Annotated in this window: 15 protein-coding genes; 7 read left to right on the top strand and 8 right to left on the bottom strand. The window is 69.6% G+C overall.

Translation table 11 applies throughout. The features are described 5' to 3' along the window. Positions 1 to 16 precede the first annotated feature (16 nt). The 6 genes from FHP25_RS09285 to FHP25_RS09260 all read right to left on the bottom strand — a co-directional run bounded on the left by FHP25_RS09285 (position 17) and on the right by FHP25_RS09260 (position 5,692). Positions 17 to 1,063, bottom strand: a complete 1,047-nt coding sequence (locus FHP25_RS09285; RefSeq protein ID WP_147846649.1) for an amidohydrolase family protein — start codon at positions 1,061 to 1,063, stop codon at positions 17 to 19. Between the two features lie 192 nt (positions 1,064 to 1,255). Beyond that, positions 1,256 to 2,053 carry a cysteine hydrolase family protein gene (locus FHP25_RS09280; RefSeq protein WP_147846648.1) on the bottom strand — a complete coding sequence of 266 codons (798 nt, stop codon included), beginning with the start codon at positions 2,051 to 2,053 and terminating at the stop codon, positions 1,256 to 1,258. Further along, on the bottom strand, positions 2,050 to 3,237 hold the full coding sequence (locus FHP25_RS09275) for a CaiB/BaiF CoA transferase family protein (RefSeq protein ID WP_147846647.1): 1,188 nt from the start codon (positions 3,235 to 3,237) through the stop codon (positions 2,050 to 2,052). Before FHP25_RS09275 ends, FHP25_RS09280 begins: the two co-directional genes overlap by 4 nt. Further along, positions 3,234 to 4,094 carry an HpcH/HpaI aldolase/citrate lyase family protein gene (locus tag FHP25_RS09270; RefSeq protein WP_147846646.1) on the bottom strand — a complete coding sequence of 287 codons (861 nt, stop codon included), beginning with the start codon at positions 4,092 to 4,094 and terminating at the stop codon, positions 3,234 to 3,236. The genes FHP25_RS09275 and FHP25_RS09270 overlap by 4 nt, the downstream gene beginning before the upstream one ends. A gap of 54 nt (positions 4,095 to 4,148) precedes the next feature. Beyond that, positions 4,149 to 4,757, bottom strand: a complete 609-nt coding sequence (locus tag FHP25_RS09265; RefSeq protein ID WP_178133408.1) for a GntR family transcriptional regulator — start codon at positions 4,755 to 4,757, stop codon at positions 4,149 to 4,151. A 35-nt stretch (positions 4,758 to 4,792) separates the two neighbouring features. Then, positions 4,793 to 5,692 (bottom strand): allantoinase PuuE, encoded by a 900-nt coding sequence (locus FHP25_RS09260; RefSeq protein ID WP_218578287.1) that lies wholly within the window; start codon positions 5,690 to 5,692, stop codon positions 4,793 to 4,795. Between the two features lie 95 nt (positions 5,693 to 5,787). Between FHP25_RS09260 and FHP25_RS09255 the strand changes: the two genes are divergently transcribed. From FHP25_RS09255 to FHP25_RS09230, 6 genes are all read left to right on the top strand, one after another. Beyond that, a complete protein-coding gene (locus tag FHP25_RS09255; RefSeq protein WP_147846643.1) occupies positions 5,788 to 7,116 on the top strand; it encodes a tetratricopeptide repeat protein in 1,329 nt (442 codons plus the stop codon). Positions 7,117 to 7,287: 171 nt separating this feature from the next. Then, a complete protein-coding gene (locus tag FHP25_RS09250; protein ID WP_147846642.1) occupies positions 7,288 to 8,127 on the top strand; it encodes an AraC family transcriptional regulator in 840 nt (279 codons plus the stop codon). 137 nt (positions 8,128 to 8,264) lie between these two features. Beyond that, on the top strand, positions 8,265 to 10,892 hold the full coding sequence (locus FHP25_RS09245; protein WP_147846641.1) for a spermidine synthase family protein: 2,628 nt from the start codon (positions 8,265 to 8,267) through the stop codon (positions 10,890 to 10,892). Further along, positions 10,889 to 11,743, top strand: a complete 855-nt coding sequence (locus FHP25_RS09240; protein WP_147846640.1) for a protein-L-isoaspartate O-methyltransferase family protein — start codon at positions 10,889 to 10,891, stop codon at positions 11,741 to 11,743. Before FHP25_RS09245 ends, FHP25_RS09240 begins: the two co-directional genes overlap by 4 nt. 77 nt (positions 11,744 to 11,820) lie before the next feature. Beyond that, positions 11,821 to 12,711 (top strand): TauD/TfdA dioxygenase family protein, encoded by an 891-nt coding sequence (locus FHP25_RS09235; protein ID WP_147846639.1) that lies wholly within the window; start codon positions 11,821 to 11,823, stop codon positions 12,709 to 12,711. Positions 12,712 to 12,931: 220 nt separating this feature from the next. Further along, the gene (locus FHP25_RS09230) at positions 12,932 to 13,939 is read left to right on the top strand and encodes an NAD(P)-dependent oxidoreductase (protein ID WP_147846638.1); all 1,008 of its coding nucleotides are present in this window, start codon (positions 12,932 to 12,934) and stop codon (positions 13,937 to 13,939) included. 27 nt (positions 13,940 to 13,966) lie between these two features. Here FHP25_RS09230 and FHP25_RS09225 read toward each other — a convergent pair whose 3' ends face one another. Beyond that, a complete protein-coding gene (locus FHP25_RS09225) occupies positions 13,967 to 14,398 on the bottom strand; it encodes an acyl-CoA thioesterase (RefSeq protein ID WP_147846637.1) in 432 nt (143 codons plus the stop codon). A gap of 156 nt (positions 14,399 to 14,554) precedes the next feature. On the opposite strand from FHP25_RS09225, the gene FHP25_RS09220 reads away from it, so the two are divergent. Continuing rightward, positions 14,555 to 15,763, top strand: coding sequence for a CaiB/BaiF CoA transferase family protein (locus tag FHP25_RS09220; protein WP_147846636.1), 1,209 nt, complete (start codon positions 14,555 to 14,557; stop codon positions 15,761 to 15,763). Between the two features lie 215 nt (positions 15,764 to 15,978). Here the strand turns inward: FHP25_RS09220 and FHP25_RS09215 are convergent, their stop codons facing one another. After that, positions 15,979 to 17,028, bottom strand: coding sequence for an isopenicillin N synthase family dioxygenase (locus tag FHP25_RS09215; protein WP_147846635.1), 1,050 nt, complete (start codon positions 17,026 to 17,028; stop codon positions 15,979 to 15,981). Positions 17,029 to 17,131 lie beyond the last annotated feature (103 nt).

The raw sequence follows: 17,131 nt of genomic DNA, 5'->3' as shown, positions 1-17,131 counted from the left end.
GCTGATGGCCCTACACTCAACCGGGCAGGCGATAGACCTTGCGCGCCGTGCCGCTGTAGAGGGCGGCCTTCTCGTCGGCGGAGAAACCGGTCGTCAGCCGCTTGAAGGCGTTCCACAGCACGCGGTAGCTGCACGTCCCCTTGTCGACCGGAAAGTTGCTCTCGAACATGCAGCGCCCGGCGCCGAACGCGGCGATGCAGGTCTCGATGTAAGGCTTCCAGGCGGAAGCCAGGTCCTGCGATGACGGCGGCTGCGGCCGGGCGTGGAAATCAAACCCGATCAGGTGCATCCCGAGGCCGCCCAGCTTGACGTTCACGTTGGGGCAGCGCGCCAGCGCGCGGATGGCGGCGGCCCATGCCGCGAACACCGCCTCGCGCTGGCCGACATACGGACCGATGCCGACCGGACCGCCGACATGGTCCAGCACGATGGTGGTGTCGGGGAAGGCCCGCGCCAGGTCGAGCACCTCGTCGAGCTGGGTGTGCATGAGCCAGGCATCGAACGTGAGGCCGAGCGGCGCCAGGCAGGCGAAGCCGTCGCGGAAGCCGCGATCGAGCAGCAATCCCTGTGGCGGGCTCGCGCTGGTTGCCTTGATGCCATCCGGGTGCCAGGCCGAGACGTTGCGGATGCCGCGAAAGCGGCCGCCGGACACCGCCACGTGCGCTTCGAGCGCGGCCCTGGCCCGGCTGCCCAGCCTGAGGTCGACGTTGCCGATGATCGCGGCACAGGCGGCGGTCGGCCCATAGGCGCCGCTTGCGCTCATGGCGGCGATACCGTTCACGAACTCGGTCTCGCCCAGGGAGCGCAGCTCGATCGGGCCACCAGCGCGATACATCGACCGGGCTTCGACATACACCGTGGCCATGACGCTATGGCCGCTGCCGGTGTCCGCCAGCAGATCGGACAGCAGGTACGGGTTGCCCGGATGATCCCAGAGGTGATGGTGCGGATCGACGATCGGCAGGTCGGGCTCCAAGACCGCCTCGGTGCGCAGCGCCAGCCAGTCCGGCCTGACGCGCAGGAAATCGTTGGAAATGAGAGCGGGGTCCACGGTTGTGCTCATCTGCGTCTCCATCGTCGTCCTGAATCGAGGGTCAGTCCGTCATCCCGATCTCCAACACCTCTCCCCGCGAGAGCGGGGAGAGGGAGGGGCCCGCGCGCAGCAGCCTGCCCTGAGCCTGCCGAAGGGCGGGAGGGTGAGGGGTACGAACGTCCAATCTCGGCATGCCGGGGTGTCGCAGCAGCGGCAGCATGTCTACCCCCTGCGCATGCTTTGACCGGCCCTACTCCTCACCCTCCCATCGCTTCGCGATGGGCCCCTCCCTCTCCCCGCTCTCGCGGGAAGAGGGAGGGGCAACTCTCCGTCGCGGCAGCGCGAGAGGACGTCGACGACGGCATCGGTCTGCACGACGTCGGCGAACTGGCGGTCCATGTCGAAAAGGCTGATGGCGTGCGACACCTGGATCCGGTCGAACACCGCATCGGCCGGCACGATGGTCCGGAAGTTGTACGACGACGCGTCGAACACGGTGGCCCTGATGCAGTTCGAGGTCGCGCCGCCGCACACGATCACGGTGTCGACCTGCCGGTCGACGAGATAGGCCAGCAGCGGTGTGCCGAAGAAGCCGGACGGCTTCTTCTTCACGAACACCATGTCGCCCGGCTCGGGACCCAGCTCGGGCACCAGTTCCGCCCCCACCGTGCCCTCGAGGCACCAGTACGGCGACTGCAGCAGATCACGCTTGCGCCCATAGACGCCGATATCGGCGCCGCCGGGATCCAGCGTGAAGCGGCTGAAGAATACCGGTGCGCCGGCCGCGCGTGCGGCGCGGACCAGACGCAGGATCTGGTCGACGGCAGCCCATCCCGCTGCGCCGCAGGATGAGGGGTAGAGGTCCTGGCTCGCGTCGCGCTCGCCCACCATGTAGCGCTGGCAATCGATCACGACCAGCGCCGGACGCCGGCCGAACCCCATGCGCCGGCCGAACCGCGCCCGGCTGATCACCTGCCGGTCGGCTTCGCTGACATAGGCGTCCCAGATCGGCACGCTCATATGACGCCCCGGCTCTTCAGGTCGCCGAGCTCGGCCTCGGTGAGGCCGAGCTCGCGGACCAGGATATCGGCGTTGTGGGCGCCGAGCCGCGGGCCGGCATGCCGCACGCGGCCCGGCGTCCGCGACATGAACGGAAAGGCGTTTTGCATCTTCACCGTCCCCAGCTCCTCGTCCGGCACGTCGATCACGTCACAACGGGCCGCGTACTGCGGATCCTCGAAGATCTGGGCGACATCGTAGACCGGCGCGATGGCGCCTTCGTAGGCCTCGAACGCCTGCAGCACCTCGGCCAGCGTGTGCCGGCCGATCCAGCCGCCGACGATGGCGTCGATCTCCTCGACATGCTCGACACGGCCGCGCGCCGTCCTGAACCGCGGATCGGCCGCGGCCGCGGGTCCGCCGGTCAACGTCAGCACGCGCTCGACGATCGATGGCGCGGCTGCCGACAGGGCGACCCAACGCCCTTCCCTGGTCTGGTAGGCATTGCGCGGCGCATTGTTGACGGAGCGGTTGCCGGTGCGGCCCTGGATCACGCCGAGCTGATCGAACAGGGTCGGCTGGTAGCCCAGCAGTGCGAAGATCGGCTCATAGAGCGACAGGTCGATGAACTGTCCCTTGCCGCTGCCCTTCGCGTCGCGCTCATAGAGCGCGAACATGGTCGCAAAGGTGCCGTAATGGGCGGCGATCCCGTCCGCCAGTCCGAACGGCGGCAGCGTGGGCGGACCATCGGGCGTGCCGGTGATGTGCGCGAAGCCGCTCATGGCTTCCGCCAGCGTGCCGAAGCCCGGCTTGCTGCTGTAGGGGCCCGTCTGGCCGAAGCCCGTGACACGCACCATGACGAGGCGCGGGTTGATGGCGGACAGGACGTCCCAGCCCAGGCCCCACTTCTCGAGCGTTCCCGGACGGAAATTCTCGATGACCACGTCGGCACCGGCGACAAGCTTCTTGAAGATGTCGCCCCCTTTCTTGAGGTCGAGCGTGATGCAGCGCTTGTTGCGCGCCACGACCTTCCACCACAGGGGCACGCCGTCCTTCTGGTAGCCGGTCTTGCGCAGCGCGTCGCCGCCGGGATGCTCGACCTTGATGACATCGGCGCCGAAATCACCCAGGAGGCTCGCGATCACCGGGCCGGCGAACAGCGATGCCGCGTCGATCACGCGCAGGCCGTCGAGGGGGCCGCTCACGACAGCTGACCCAGGAATTTCCGCGCCTCGGCGGCATGGACGGCATCGACCAGCCGGCCGCGGAACAGGACCGCGCCGATGCCGCGCTGCGCGGCATCGTCATATGTTCTCAGCAAGGCGCGCGCCTCCTCGATGTCGCTATCCGCCGGAGCGAAGATCCGGTTGCAGGGCTCGACCTGGCTGGGATGGATGCAGCTCTTGCCGGCGAACCCGAGATCGCGCGCCTCGGTGGCATCGGTCTCGAAGGCGGCAGCGTCCACCACATTGACGAAGGCGCTGTCGAACGCCGCGATGCCGGCCTCGGCGGCCGCCAGGATCACCAGGGTGCGCACGGCACCCAGGCGATGCGTCTGCGGCCGCATGCCCGTGACGGCCTTGAGATCACCGAGGCCGAGCTGGATGGCGTCCACGCGCGGACAGGCGCCCGCGATCGCGTGGGCGTTGCGCAGCCCCGCCGGTGTCTCGATGGTGGCCATGAGGCCGATGCTTCCCCGCGGCAGGCCGCGCCCGGCCTCCACATGGGCGAGAACCGCGTCGGCAACATGCAGATCGCGCGGACTCTCGCACTTGGGAACATTGATGGCATGCAGAGGAGCGGACGCGACCGCCAGGATGTCGGCGATCATCAGGCCCGTGTCCAGGGCGTTGACGCGCACCACAATCTGCTTGCCGCAGCCTGACGCGCCGGCCGCCAGGAAGGCGGCGGTGATCTCGCGGGCGCCGCTCTTGCCGTCCTGCGGCACCGCATCCTCGAGATCGAACGAGAGGCTGTCGGCGGGGCCGGCAGCCGCTTTCCTCATCAGGTCCGGGCGATTGCCCGGCACGAACAACTTGCTGCGCCTGAGCCGCTGCACCATGCCTTCCCCAGCGTCTGCAACCGGAGAGAACCTAGTTGGCGGTATAAAAATTGTCTACAATTTATCTGCCAGCGCCAGCAGCGCCGGCAGGTTGTCCAGGATGTGCGCCTCGGTGGTGCTGGCGGCGACATCGATGCGCCCGCTGCGCAGGAGCTCGGTGATGCGGCGGTGGTCGGCGAGCGACCGTCCCTTCTTCAGGTTTCGCGACAGCAGCGCATAGCGCAGCGGCTCGGCCATCTCGTTGAGCACGTTGAGCGTGCGCTTGAGCGGCTCGTTGCCGCTGGCGTCGATGACAAGGGTATGGAACGTCACGTTCTCGGCCAGGTACCCTTCGATGTTGCCCTTGTTCAACTGCGTTGCCATCCGCGCATTGCTGGCCTCCAGCCTCTCCACCAGCGCGTCGAGCGCCGCGTCCCTCAGGCACTCGACCGCATGCCGCTCGAGAAGGGCACGCATGCGGTAGAGATCCTCGATGTCCTTGACCGTGTAGGTCCTCACCCGGAAGCCGCGGCGCGGGGCATGAGTGACGAGGCCGCGCAGCTCCAGCAATCGCAGGGCCTCGCGGATCGGGCCACGACTGACCCGGTATTCGGCTTCCAGCGTCTCCTCGCGCAAAGCCTGGCCGGGGGCATAGCGGCCCGTGATGACGGCCCGCCGCATCATGTCCATGAGCTGATACGGCTTGGGCCGGGGCGGCCTCACGGCCGATGCGGATGCACGGCGATCCAGTGCTTCGCGATGTCGAGACGACGGCAAATCCAGACTCCCTCGCGCTTCATCACGTAGTCCAGGAACCGCGCGAAACCTTCCGACCGGGCCGGGCGCCCGGTGATGCGGCAATGCAATCCCACCGACATCATCTTCGGGGCAGCCGCACCTTCGGCGTAAAGCACGTCGAACGTTGCCCGCAGATACTCGAAGAAATCGCTGCCGGTGGCAAAGCCCGCGGGATGGCAGAACTTCCCGTCGTTCGAATCCATGGTGTAGGGCACGACCAGATGCGGCCTGCCCATCTCCGTCACCCAGTAGGGCAGCTCGTCGTTGTATGCATCCGAATCGTACAGGAATCCGCCCTCCTCGACGAGGAGCCGTCGCGTGTTCGCGCTGGGGCCGTAGCGGCAGTACCAGCCCTCGGGGCGTTGCCCCGTCAGGCTGCGGATGCTCGCCACCGCGCGCCGGATGTGGTCGCGCTCCTCGCTCTGCGACAGCCGGAAGTGCTCCACCCAGCGCCAGCCGTGGCAGCAGATGTCGTGGCCGGCCTCGGCGATGGCCTGCGCGGCCGCGGGATTGCGCTCGAGCGCCACGGCACAGCCGAACACCGTCATCGGCAGGTTGCGTTCCTGCATCAGGCGATGGATGCGCCAGAAGCCGACCCGGCTGCCGTACTCGTACATCGTCTCGAAGGCGATATCGCGCTCGCCGGGGGGCAACCGCCCGCCCGGCGCCTCCGCCAGGCCGACCTCGACACGGCCGTCGCCCTCGGTGATCGCGTATTCCGACCCTTCCTCGTAATTGAGCACGACGTTGAGCGCGATCCGCGCGCCGTCGGGCCAGCCGGCATGGGGCGGGTTGGCGCCATAGCCCACGAAATCACGCATTGCGGACTCTCGATAAATGATCGCGGTCATGCGGTAGTATCCGGAATCACGACTCCCTGCCACATGGAACCAGGTCGAGTCGACCAGGAGATGCGATGGCACGCTCGATATGCGGGCTACTGGTGATGCTGCTGGCATGGCCGGCCGCGGCGCAGGACGGACGCTACGATGTCGAGCACGCGCCGGCGACACTGCAGGACCTGCGATCGCGCTGCGGGCTGGCGCGGGTGATCACGCCCTGCCCGCTGCCGGCCGACGATCTGCGGTTGCTGGAGCGCGCCGTGCAGGGCGATCGCCTGGCGCAACACGTGCTGGCCAGCCGGCTCGCGGCGGGCCGCGGCTTCGCCGGCAGCGACGGGCGGCGCAGCGCGATCGGCTGGTTCGGCCGTTCGGCCGAGCAGGGCAATCCCGAGGCGGCGCTGCGCTACAACGACCTGCGCAGCGACGGCCTTGAGCCGGCCGCCGACGAGGCGCGCATCGCCTCGGGGCTACGGCAAGCGGCGCAGGCCGGCAGCACCGCAGCGCAGATGGCGCTGTCGGAGATGATGCTCTACGGCCGCGGCACGGTGCGCGACGTGGCCGGCTCGATGCAGCTGCTGCGGCAGGCCGCCGATTCGGGCGACAGGCGCGCTCGCCAGCTTCTCGGGCGGCGGCTGACGGTGGGGGCGCCCGGCGTGCCGCCCGACCGCGCCGCCGTGATCGAGATGCATCGCCGCGCGGCGTCGGGCGGCGATGCCCCGGCCATGGCGGCGCTGGGCCTGATGCTGCTGGACGGCAGAGGCGCCGCGCCGGATCCGGCCGAAGGCTATCGCTGGCTGATGCGGGCGGCGCACCTGGAGCACAAGCCGGCGCTGGAGCGCGTGATCCAGCTGTTCGATGAAGGCCTGGCGCGCGACGGCAGGATCATCGTCGCGCCCGATCCGGTGCAGGCCTACACGTGGATCCTGATCGCGGCCCGCCGGCCGGAAACGCGCACGGCGGCCGGCACGCAGGCACGCCTGCAGGGCACGATGGCGAGCGCCGACCTGGCGGAGGCGCGAAGCCGCGCCGCTTCATGGCGGCCGTTGACGCCGGCCGAGGCCACGACAGCGGCGTTCGAGCTGCCGCCGGTCACCGCCGAGGGCGAGGCGCGGGCGATCGTGGCCGCGCTGTCGGGCGATGCGCGCCGGCATTTCGAGCTGCCGCCCGGCGTCACGCCGCTGCCCTGGCAGGTCGTTCCCGACTTCGACCGCGCCGCCGATGTGGCCGCCGCCATCGGCGCCATCAGCCGCTACTGCGAGGCGCAGGGGCATTCGCTGTGCGTGAGCGTCTGCCGGGCCAATGCCCATGCCGAGCGCACGGCCGACGATCCGCGCGGCCGGCAGCGCTGGATCGAGGCCTGGCAGAGGTGCGCCTCGGGCGTGGGGATCCCGCGCTTCCGCTGAGCCGTCCCGTCCCGCGGCGCGCGCCACCCGCGCTTCAGCGAGGCTATGCGGTCCTCGGCCGTGACCGGCGTGCCGTCGTGCTGGCAATTCGCGGGCCGCCATGCGCAAGAACGATCAAGCGCGGATACCGGCAAGCGCCTACAGCAGGCGCCGCGTCGAGAGCGAGGGCGGATGACGACACCGGCACGCAAGGCCATCTGGTATGTCGAGAGCCACTACGCCGCGCCTCTCACCCTGGAGGATGTCGCGGCCAATTGCGGCGTGTCGCCGTACCACCTGACGCGGGCGTTCGCGTCGCTGACCGGCTGGCCGGTCATGCGCTACGCCCGCAACAGGCGCCTGACGGAAGCGGCCCGGGCGCTGGCCGGCGGCGCGCCGGACATCCTGGCCGTCGCGCTCGACGCGGGCTACGCCTCGCACGAGGCGTTCACCCGGGCCTTCCGCGACCAGCTCGGGCTAACGCCCGAGGCGGTGCGGGCCCAGGGCCATGTCGACAACATCGCACTGACGGAGCCGTTCAACATGAGGTACGCCACCGGCAAGGCGCTCGAGGCGCCACGCATCGAGATGACGCCGAGGCCGCTGCTGATCGCCGGCATCAACCAGCGCTATTCCTGCGAGACCGCCATGGGCATGCCGGCGCAATGGCAGCGCTTCCATCCCTATATCGGCAACATCGCCGGCCAGGTCGGCGCGGCCGCCTACGGCGTCGCGCATAACGGCGATGACAACGGCAATGTCGACTATCTCTGCGGCGTCGAGGTCGGCAGCTTCTCGGACCTGCCCCAGGCGCTGACGCCCCTGCGCATCGCGCCGGCGCGCTATGCCGTCTTCGCGCACCGCGACCACATCGCCGCCATCCGCAGCACCTTCACCGCGATCTGGGACACCTGGCTGCCGCAGTCCGGCCACAAGGCCGCCGACGCGCCGTTCTTCGAGCGCTACGACGCCACGTTCAGCCCCGACACCGGGCTCGGCGGCATCGAGATCTGGATCCCGATCGAGGGCTGATCTTCCGTCCCCACGAAGTGGGGAGGTGCCCCGAAGGGGCGAGGGGACCCCTTGTGGTCTTCGCAACACGGACCACGTCGGCTCCCCCTCCGCCCCTTCGGGGCACCTCCCCCAACTGCGTTGGGGGAGGGAAGAAAATGGGCTACAGTGGCGGCGCCTCGAGTGGACAGGAGTGGGTTTCGCTGGTGCCGATTGATCTCGCCGCGCGTGCGACCCCCGTCCGCCTGCTGCCGCTCTTCCTCGTGTCCATGGCCGCGATCGGCTACGAGATCGCGCTGACTCGGTTCTTCGCGATCGCGAGCTGGTCGGAGTACGGCTACTGGGTCATCTCCATGACCATGGTCGGGCTGGCGGCCAGCGGCATCGCCGCCTCGCTGCTGCAGCGCCCGATCCTGCGCCATGCCGGACGCCTGCTGGCGGTGATCCCGCCGCTCCTGATCCTGGCGGCGGCGCTGGGCTGGACCTGGACCACGCTGGTGCCGTTCAACCCGCTGGAGCTGCAGAACAGGCAGCTGTGGGCCGACCAGCTGGGCAACATCGCGCAGTACTACGCCGCGCTGTTCCCGTTCTTCTTCCTGGTCGGCTTCTACATCTCGCTCTATTTCATGGTGCACAGCGCCGCGATCGGACGCGTCTACGCCTTCGACCTCGCCGGCGCCGGCCTGGGCGCGGTCTTCGTGCTCGGCCTGATGTTCGTGGTCCATCCCTTCTTCCTGATCGCCGGCCTGCTGCTGCCGCTGGCCGTGGCCGGCGTGCTGGCGTCCTTTTTTCCTTCCCCGCTTGCGGGGAAGGTGGCCGAGAACGACATATCGACGCTCCGCGTCGATATGTCGGGGATGGGGAGCGCCCGTGGTGCCGATAATGAAGACCACGTCGGCTCCCCTCCGGCCCTTCGGGCCACCTCCCCACGCTTTGCGTGGGGAGGAATCGGAACCATCGCCGCCCTGGTCGCGGCCGAGGTGCTGGTGTGCCTGTTCAACCCGGCGCGCATCAACGAGTACAAGGAGATCTACGGCCCGCTGAACGTGCCCGACAGCCGCGTCGTGGCGACGCGCGTCTCGCCCAAGGGCCTCTATGAGCTGCTCGACAACTTCACCGAGCGGCTCGACCTCGACATGTCGAACAATTCGGGCGTCGTGCCGGACCCGACGCTGCCGCGCGCCTACGGCCTCTACGCCGACGGCAACCGGCTGGCATCGCTGCCGCGGTCGACCACGGTCGACACTGGCTATTTCGGCGCCGCGCTCGATGCGCTGCCCTATCGCCTGCGGCGGCCTGACAAGGTGCTGCTGCTGGGCGCTTCGGGCGGCTTCCGCATCCACGAGGCGCTGGGCGCCGGCGCCGGCCATGTCACGGTGATCGAGCCTGACCGCACCCTGCGCCATGCCCTGCTCGACGGCCTGGGCCCGGCGCCGGCCTTCCCGCCGCAGCCGCAGGTCAGCATCCGCGACCTCGGCGCCACGGCCGTCGATGCCATCGCCGCCGGCGGCCCGTTCGACGTCATCGACATCGGCCGCGACTTCGTCACCCAGTCGGACACCAACCGGGCGGCGCTGTCGGTCGAGGTGCTGGCGGGCTACATCCGGATGCTGTCGCCGCAGGGCGTGCTCTCGATCCCGGTCTCGATCCGCGAGTTCACGGTCTATGCCGTGAAGATGTTCGGCACGGTGCGCCATGCCCTGGCGGCTTCCGGCGTCGCCGACCCGGCGCAGCATCTCGTGATCTACCGCTCGGCCTGGAACGTGCGCATCCTGGTGGCGCGCAGCCCGTGGCCGGCGGCGGCGCTGCAGGAAGTACGCGACTTCTGCGACGCGCGCTCGTTCGATCCGGTGCACTACCCCGGCATCGACCCGGCCGGCGTGCGCATCTTCAACGAGCTGCCGGTGGTGTCGTTCGACACGGTGGAGACGCGGGCCGGCGCGCAGGACGCCATGATGGCGGAAGCCGCCGCCAGCCTCGCCGGCGCGCCCTCGCCCTACCACGCGTTCTTCCGCCTGACGCCGCCGACCTTGGACCGGCCGTTCGTCAATGCCGTGCTGCCGCTGGCGCAGCTCGGCACCATCCTGGCGCGCATCGAGCTGGTGCCGCGCGAGGAGCTGGGCACGCTGATCAACATCGCGGTGCTGGCGCAGGCGGTCGTGATCGCGCTGCTGGTGATGCTGCTGCCCCTGGTGCGGCCCTCCGGCGGCGCGCTGCCGGCCGGCCAGTTCCTGCGCGCCATGGCGTATTTCGCCGGGCTGGGGCTGGGCTTCCTGTTCCTGGAGATCTACCTGATCGAGAAGGCGGCGCTCTACCTGCACGACCGCGTGCTGGCCTTCGGCCTGGTGCTGGCCACCATGCTGGTGTTCTCGGGCATCGGCAGCTGGCTCGCCGAGCGCTTCCGCAGCCGCCCGTCATACGGCGTTGGGCTGGCCGTGGCCGTCGTGATCGGCTGGAACCTGTTGCTGCTCGTGGGCCTCGATGCGGTCCTGGCGCTGACCGCGGCGTGGCCCGGCTGGCTGCAGATCCTGATCGTGATCGCGCTGGCGGCGCCGCTGTCGGTAGCGCTGGGCATGCCGATGGCGCTGGGGCTGAGCCAGTTCGCCGGCAAGCGGCTGGCGTTCCTGCCCTGGGCGTGGGCGGTGAACGGCGCCTGCTCCATCGTCTCGACGCCGCTGGCCAACCTGCTGGCGGCCGCGATCGGCTTTATGGTGCTGCCGCTGGCGGGTATCATGCTCTACGTCATGGTGGTGCTCACGATCCCGGTGGCCCGACCTACGCGATGACCATATCAGGCCGCGCCTTCCCCCTGTCGCGCCGCGCGGCGCTGGCGGGGGCGGCGTGCCTGGCGCTGCCACCGCCCGTGCATGCCGCCGACTGGACGTTCGATGCCTATGCGCGGGCGATGCAGGCGAGCGGCCGCGCCACCGACCTCACGGCCCAGACCTTCGCGGCGATGCGCCAGCGGCGCGGGCATGCGCTGCAGCAGCTCGAGACCTGGCTGCGCGGCGAGCTGGGCACGGCCGATCCCACGGTCATGCGCGCCATTGCCGCGCTGCCGCGGGAGTATTTCCACTACGACTACGCCGCCGGCCGGTCGTTCGCGCGCGATGCCTACGACTGGTACCCGCGGGCCTGGCCCATCGGCCACGGCTCGACCCTGTCGGCGCTCAACGTGCAGGCCTACATGACCCAGCTCGTGCAGCCGCGGCCGCACGAGACGGCGCTGGAGATCGGCACCGGCTCCGGCTACCAGGCGGCGCTGCTGTCGCGCCTGGCGCGCAAGACCTGCACGATCGAGATCATCGCCCCGCTGGGCGCCGCGGTCGGCCGCATCTTCGGGCCGCTGGGCCTCGACAATGTCGAGACCCAGGTCGGCGACGGCTATGACGGCTGGCCGCAGGAGCGCGACGGCTTCGACATCATCGTCGTCACCTGCGCCGCCCAGGCCGTGCCGCCGCCGCTGCTGCGCCAGCTCAGGCCCGGCTCCGGCCGGCTGGTGATCCCGGTCGGGCCGCCGCTCAGGACGGAGCAGTTCCTCTACCTCTTCACCAGGGACGCCGACGGCCGCGTCCGCTCGCGCCGCGACATCGGCGTCTGGTTCGTGCCCATGACCGGCCGCATCGCAGGCGGCTAGGAGCAAGGCAGATTTGCACGCGGCGAAAGGCGGGTGGTGATAGGATCACGCTACCGCGTGACGGGAGGAAGAAGCCGATGGAACTGGTTCCGCTCGGACCTGGCTTCGGTGTCGAGGTGCGCGGCGTCAGCCTGCTCGACGTCGCCAGCAGCGCCGCGGCCTACGAGGCGGTGCGCGCCGCCTTCGAGGAGCACTCGGTCCTGCTGTTCCGCAACCAGACCGTGACCGACGACATCCAGTGCGCCTACTCGCGCGCCTTCGGCCCGCTGGAGCTCACCAAGGTGGCCGCGGTCGGCACCGGCACGTTCTATGCCCGCATCACCAATATCGGTCCCGACGGCACGCTGGTGCCGGCGACCCACCGCCAGGCGCTGACGGCGCGCGCCAACCAGCTGTGGCATACCGACAGCTCGTTCAAGCAGACGGCAGCCCTGGCCTCGGTGCTGTCGGCGCGGATCCTGCCCGATGACGGCGGCGAGACGCAGTTCACCTCGACCCGCCTGGCATGGGAGCGGCTGCCGCCGGCGATGCAGGACCGTCTGCGCGACGCGATCGTGACCCACAGCTACGCCAACTCACGCGGCCAGATCGATCCCGGGATGCTGACCGCGCAGGAGCACGCGTCGCTGCCGCCGGTGCGCTGGCGCATGACCTGGCGCAACCCGGCCAACGGCCGGCGTGCGCTCTATGTCGCCTCGCATGCCTACGCCATCGAGGGCATGGGCGACAACGAAGCCAAGGCGCTGCTGGCCCGCCTGATCGAGGAGGCGACGCAGCCGGAATATACCTACCTGCACCAGTGGCAGGCCGGCGACGTGGTGATGTGGGACAACCGCGCCACCATGCATCGCGGCCGCCCGTGGCCCGGCAACCAGACGCGCTCGCTGGTACGCACCACCATCTCCGCCACCGACGCCGACGGCCTGGCCGAGCTGCGCCCGCCGGCGCCGCTGCCGCAGGCGGCATGATGGCTGTCGTCCTCTGCCACTTACGACCGGCGGTGCTGACGACGCATCGCGGGAAGAGTTCGCCACAGAGGCACAGAGGACACAGAGTGGCACACAGAGAAGCTGCCGCGCGCCTCCGGCGCGCTATCTTTCATACCTCTGTGCGCCTCCGTGACCTCTGTGTCTCCGTGGTGACGTCTTGCTGCCCAAGGCGACCGATCGGCACGACGGGAATCACGCCGTGACGACGGTCCGAAACCGGCCGCGGGTGTTCCTGACACACCCGCCGGCGGCGCTGGCCGGCTATTTCGGCGAGCCGGCGCTGGGCGAGCTGCGCGCCGTCGCCGACGTCACGCTGAACCCGCACGAGCGCGAGCTGTCGCCGGCGGAGCTGATCGCCGCGGCCGCCGGCCACGACGTCATCATCTCGTATCGCCAGACGCCGGGCGTGGCGGCGATCTTCGACGGCCTGCCCGACCTGGTGGCCTTCCAGCGCGTCGCCGTCGACATCCGCAACATCGACGTGGCGGCGGCCAGCACCCGGGGCGTGCTGGTGACTCGGGCCAGTCCCGGCTTCGTGCCGGCCGTCACCGAATGGATCCTCGGCGCCATGATCGATGCGGCGCGCCACGTGACCGACTATGCCGCCGCCTATCGCGGCGGCGCGGTGCCCGCGGCGCGCATGGGCCGGCAGCTGCATGGCGCCACGCTGGGCGTGATCGGCTACGGCGCCATCGGCAGCCGGCTGTGCGCCGTGGCGCAGGCGCTGGGCATGCGCGTGCTGGTGCACGACCCCTACAAATCCGCCGCGCCGCCGCTGGAGGCGGTCGACCTGCCCGGCCTGCTGGCGGCGGCGGATTTCGTGGTGCCGCTGGCGGTGGCGACACCCGAGACGGAGAACCTGATCGACGCCGCGGCGCTGGCGCGCATGAAGCCCACGTCCTGGCTGATCAACGCCTCGCGCGGCAACCTGGTCGACGAGGCGGCGCTGGCGCAGGCGCTCGATGCGGGCCGCATCGCCGGCGCCGCGATGGATGTCGGGCGCGCGCCCGACCAGATGCCCTCGCCCGGCCTCGCCGCCCGGGCCGACGTCATCGCCACGCCGCATATCGGCGGGCTGACGCCGCAGGCCATCGCGCACCAGGCGCTTGAATCGGTCCGGCAATGCGCCGCCATCCTGCGCGGCGAGGTGCCCGAGGGCGCCGTCAACGCGGCGCAGGCGACACGGCTGGCGCGGCTGAGACGCTGACAGCAGACGCGATGCCGCACGGTGTGATCAGCCGTCGCGCAGCCGCAGCGCCTCGAGCGCCTGGCGCGTCGCCGCATCGAGCGGATGCGGCGCCGTACCGTTGAGGCGCACGATCGTCATCTCGGCCGTGGCGATGCAGGCGCCGTCCTTGAAGACGCCGCTGCCGATGCGGATCGACGAGGTGCCGAGCGACAGCACGCCGCAGCCGATCTCGACGTCGCCCGGCCAGTGCGACTCGCGCAGGAAGCTCACGTCGAGACCGGCCGAGATCGCACGCAGCGGCGGCGGCTGGTGCATCAGCCCGGCGTCGCGCACGAAGGTCAGCCGCCCGGTCTCGAGATAGGCGCAGATCGCGACGTTGTTGACGTGCCCCGCCGCGTCCTGGTCGCAGAAGCGCACGGTATCGCGCGACCAGTGCGGGTAGATGCGCCGATCCTGGAGCCTGGGATTACGCGACATTGGTTCTGCCTTCGATGCAAGCCGACTTGTCCTTCACGGACGCAGCAGAGCATCGCCACCGGCCACGGCGCAACAGGAGTCGACGTGGCTCTTGCGGATTGCGACATCGTCAATACAAGTGGATGCGGCAACAACGCATACATCCGGGAAGCGCCCATGACGCTGCCATTGCAGGGAATCCGCGTCGTCGATCTGAGCCGGCTCCTGGCGGGCCCGTTCTGCACCACGATCCTCGCCGACCTCGGTGCCGACGTGGTGAAGGTCGAGGCGCTGCCAGAGGGAGACCTGTACCGCAAGTCGCCGCCTTTCCACGGCGGCGAGAGCGTCTCGTTCCTGGCGGTGAACCGCAACAAGCGCAGCATCGGCGTCGATTTCCGCAAGCCTGGTGCGCTCGATCTCGTGCGCGACATGGCCGCGCGCGCCGATGTCGTCGTCGAGAACTTCAAGCCCGGCATCATGGAAGAAATGGGGCTCTCATACGAACGCCTCAGCGCGGCCAATCCGCGCCTGATCTTCGCCAGCATCAGCGGCTTCGGGCGGACCGGGCCCTATGGCGCGCTGCCGGGCGTCGACCAGATCGCGCAGGGCATGTCGGGCTTCATGAGCATCACCGGGCAGGCCCAGACCGGCCCCACCCGGGTCGGTGTGCCGATCGGCGATCTCGTCGCGGGCATGTGGACGGCCATCGGCGTGCAGTCGGCGCTGATCGCCCGCCAGACGACCGGCAAGGGGCAGCGGGTCGACACGTCCCTCCTCGGCGGCCTGGTCGGCCTGCTGTCGGTGCAGGGCCAGCGGCAATTGAGCCTGGGCGAGGTTCCCGAGGTCGCGGGCAATCATCATCCCGTCAGCTCACCGTACGGGCTGTTCCATGCCAAGGACGGCGTCTTCAACCTGTCGGCCACGACGCCGGCGATGTGGCAGAACCTCTGCCGGCATCTGGGCATGGCCTGGCTGCTCGACGACGCGCGCTTCGCGACCGGATCCGCGCGGCTGAAGAACCGCAAGGAGCTCGAGGGACTGCTGGATGAGCGCTTCGCGCAGCGCTCGCGCGACGAATGGATCGCCGAGCTGCGCAGCCTCGGCATGCCTGCCGGCCCCGTCTACGATCTGGCGCAAGTCTTTGCCGACCCGCACATCGCCAGCACCGGCTTCGTCGAAACCATCAGCCACCCGACGATCGGGCAGCTCGCCCAGCTCGCCTCGCCGCTCAAGATGGAATGCTTCGCCGACGGGTCCGTGCGACGGCCGCCACCCCTGCTGGGCGAGCACACGCAGGAAATCCTGGAAGAACTCGCCCTCGGCGACCGCAGGATCGCCGAGCTTGAGGAAGCCGGAGTCATCCAGGCGCGCCCTCGCGCCAGCTGAGAGGCACCTTTCACGACACGGCAGCGTGCGCGTCCGCCGGAGCACATTGCGGCTACGTAGAAGCGTGTTCTCGCAGCTGTCATCCTGAGCGAAGCGAAGGATCTCGCGGTGTCTATCCAAAGCACTGCATGTGCTGGTGATCATCAGCACCGCTCTTTTCCTGAATGATCCACCGCAAGGTCCTTCGCTGCGCTCAGACGGCAAGATCGATTCGATCAAAGACCGAGATGCTCCAGCTTTGCTGCCTGCGACTCGTGGCCTTTCTGGTGGAAGTAGTTCTTGCGGTAGAACTCCAGCACCAGGTCTCGGTAGACGGCCGGCGGATATTTCGGCGGATCGTCCGGGCCGCAGCAGGTCGGCAGCACCTCGATCGTGGTGGCCACGTTGGGGCTGTAGAAGAACGCGATCGAGTAGCGGTCGGTGCCTGAATCGTTGAGCACGCCGTGCGGCGTCGAGAGATAGCGGTCGTTGGACCAGCGCCGCATCATGTTGCCGAGATTGACCAGGAAGGTGCCCTCGATCACCGGCGGCGGGAACCATTCGCCTGACGTCAGGCGCACCGCCAGCCCCGGCACGTCCTCGCGCGCCAGGATGGTGAGGAAGCTGTTGTCGGTGTGCGGCGCCTGGCCGAAGACATTGTCCTCGTCGGTGTCCTGCGGCGGGTAGTGCAGGAAGCGCAGGTTGATATGTGCCTCGTCGGCGAAATGCGGCGCGAACCAGTCCGCCTTCAGGCCCAGCGACGTGGCGAACACCGGCAGCATGCGCTCGCCCAGCGCCGCCAACGCCGCGAAGTAGCCCATCATGTCGGCGCGGATGTCGGGCAGGCCGGGCGGCCACTGGTTGCGGCCGCGCAGGGGCAGGCCGGCCAGCACGTCGCGATGGTCCGGCCCGCGGTCATGGCTGACGAAGAAGCTCTCGTTCTGGTTCGGCTTGGTGGCCTTGTGCACGGTCGAGGCGCCTTGCACCGAGGCGTTCATCGGCAGGTAGCCGATGTTGTTCTCGTTCAGCCGCAGCGCCAGCTTCTCGTGCAGCGGCAGGGCATGGAAGCGCCGGGAGGCGGCGAAGGCGCGGGCCACGATGTCGGGCGGCACGCCGTGGCCGGCGATGTAGAAGAAACCGACACGCTCGCAGGCGTCCCTGACCTGCCGCGCCAGCGGCGCCAGTGCGGCGGCATCGCCCGCGAAATGCGGACCGAAATCGATGATCGGGATCCGGGCGGCGACATCGTCGACATCACGCACGGCATGCTGCTTGAAGAGGTGCACGGGCGACCTCCCGCTGGGAGCGCGCCACTCCAGTGGCGCTCCGGCCCGAAGGCCGGCTTATGCTCAAATGTCGGCCCATGATCCGGCGCTACGCGCCGGTGCG

It is taken from the genome of Vineibacter terrae (genome assembly GCF_008039615.1).
Lineage (GTDB): Bacteria > Pseudomonadota > Alphaproteobacteria > Reyranellales > Reyranellaceae > Vineibacter > Vineibacter terrae.
The sequence above is the reverse complement of the archived record's forward strand: the minus strand, read 5'-3'. Positions and strand labels throughout refer to the sequence as shown.

Coding starts and splice junctions, on each gene's coding strand:
- FHP25_RS09240 (WP_147846640.1), top strand. CDS start 10,889: ATGACCATATCAGGCCGCGCCTTCCCCCTGTCGCGCCGCGCGGCGCTG.
- FHP25_RS09225 (WP_147846637.1), bottom strand. CDS start 14,398: ATGTCGCGTAATCCCAGGCTCCAGGATCGGCGCATCTACCCGCACTGG.
- FHP25_RS09260 (WP_218578287.1), bottom strand. CDS start 5,692: ATGCGTGATTTCGTGGGCTATGGCGCCAACCCGCCCCATGCCGGCTGG.
- FHP25_RS09265 (WP_178133408.1), bottom strand. CDS start 4,757: ATGATGCGGCGGGCCGTCATCACGGGCCGCTATGCCCCCGGCCAGGCT.
- FHP25_RS09285 (WP_147846649.1), bottom strand. CDS start 1,063: ATGAGCACAACCGTGGACCCCGCTCTCATTTCCAACGATTTCCTGCGC.
- FHP25_RS09220 (WP_147846636.1), top strand. CDS start 14,555: ATGACGCTGCCATTGCAGGGAATCCGCGTCGTCGATCTGAGCCGGCTC.
- FHP25_RS09255 (WP_147846643.1), top strand. CDS start 5,788: ATGGCACGCTCGATATGCGGGCTACTGGTGATGCTGCTGGCATGGCCG.
- FHP25_RS09250 (WP_147846642.1), top strand. CDS start 7,288: ATGACGACACCGGCACGCAAGGCCATCTGGTATGTCGAGAGCCACTAC.
- FHP25_RS09245 (WP_147846641.1), top strand. CDS start 8,265: ATGGGCTACAGTGGCGGCGCCTCGAGTGGACAGGAGTGGGTTTCGCTG.
- FHP25_RS09270 (WP_147846646.1), bottom strand. CDS start 4,094: ATGGTGCAGCGGCTCAGGCGCAGCAAGTTGTTCGTGCCGGGCAATCGC.
- FHP25_RS09235 (WP_147846639.1), top strand. CDS start 11,821: ATGGAACTGGTTCCGCTCGGACCTGGCTTCGGTGTCGAGGTGCGCGGC.
- FHP25_RS09280 (WP_147846648.1), bottom strand. CDS start 2,053: ATGAGCGTGCCGATCTGGGACGCCTATGTCAGCGAAGCCGACCGGCAG.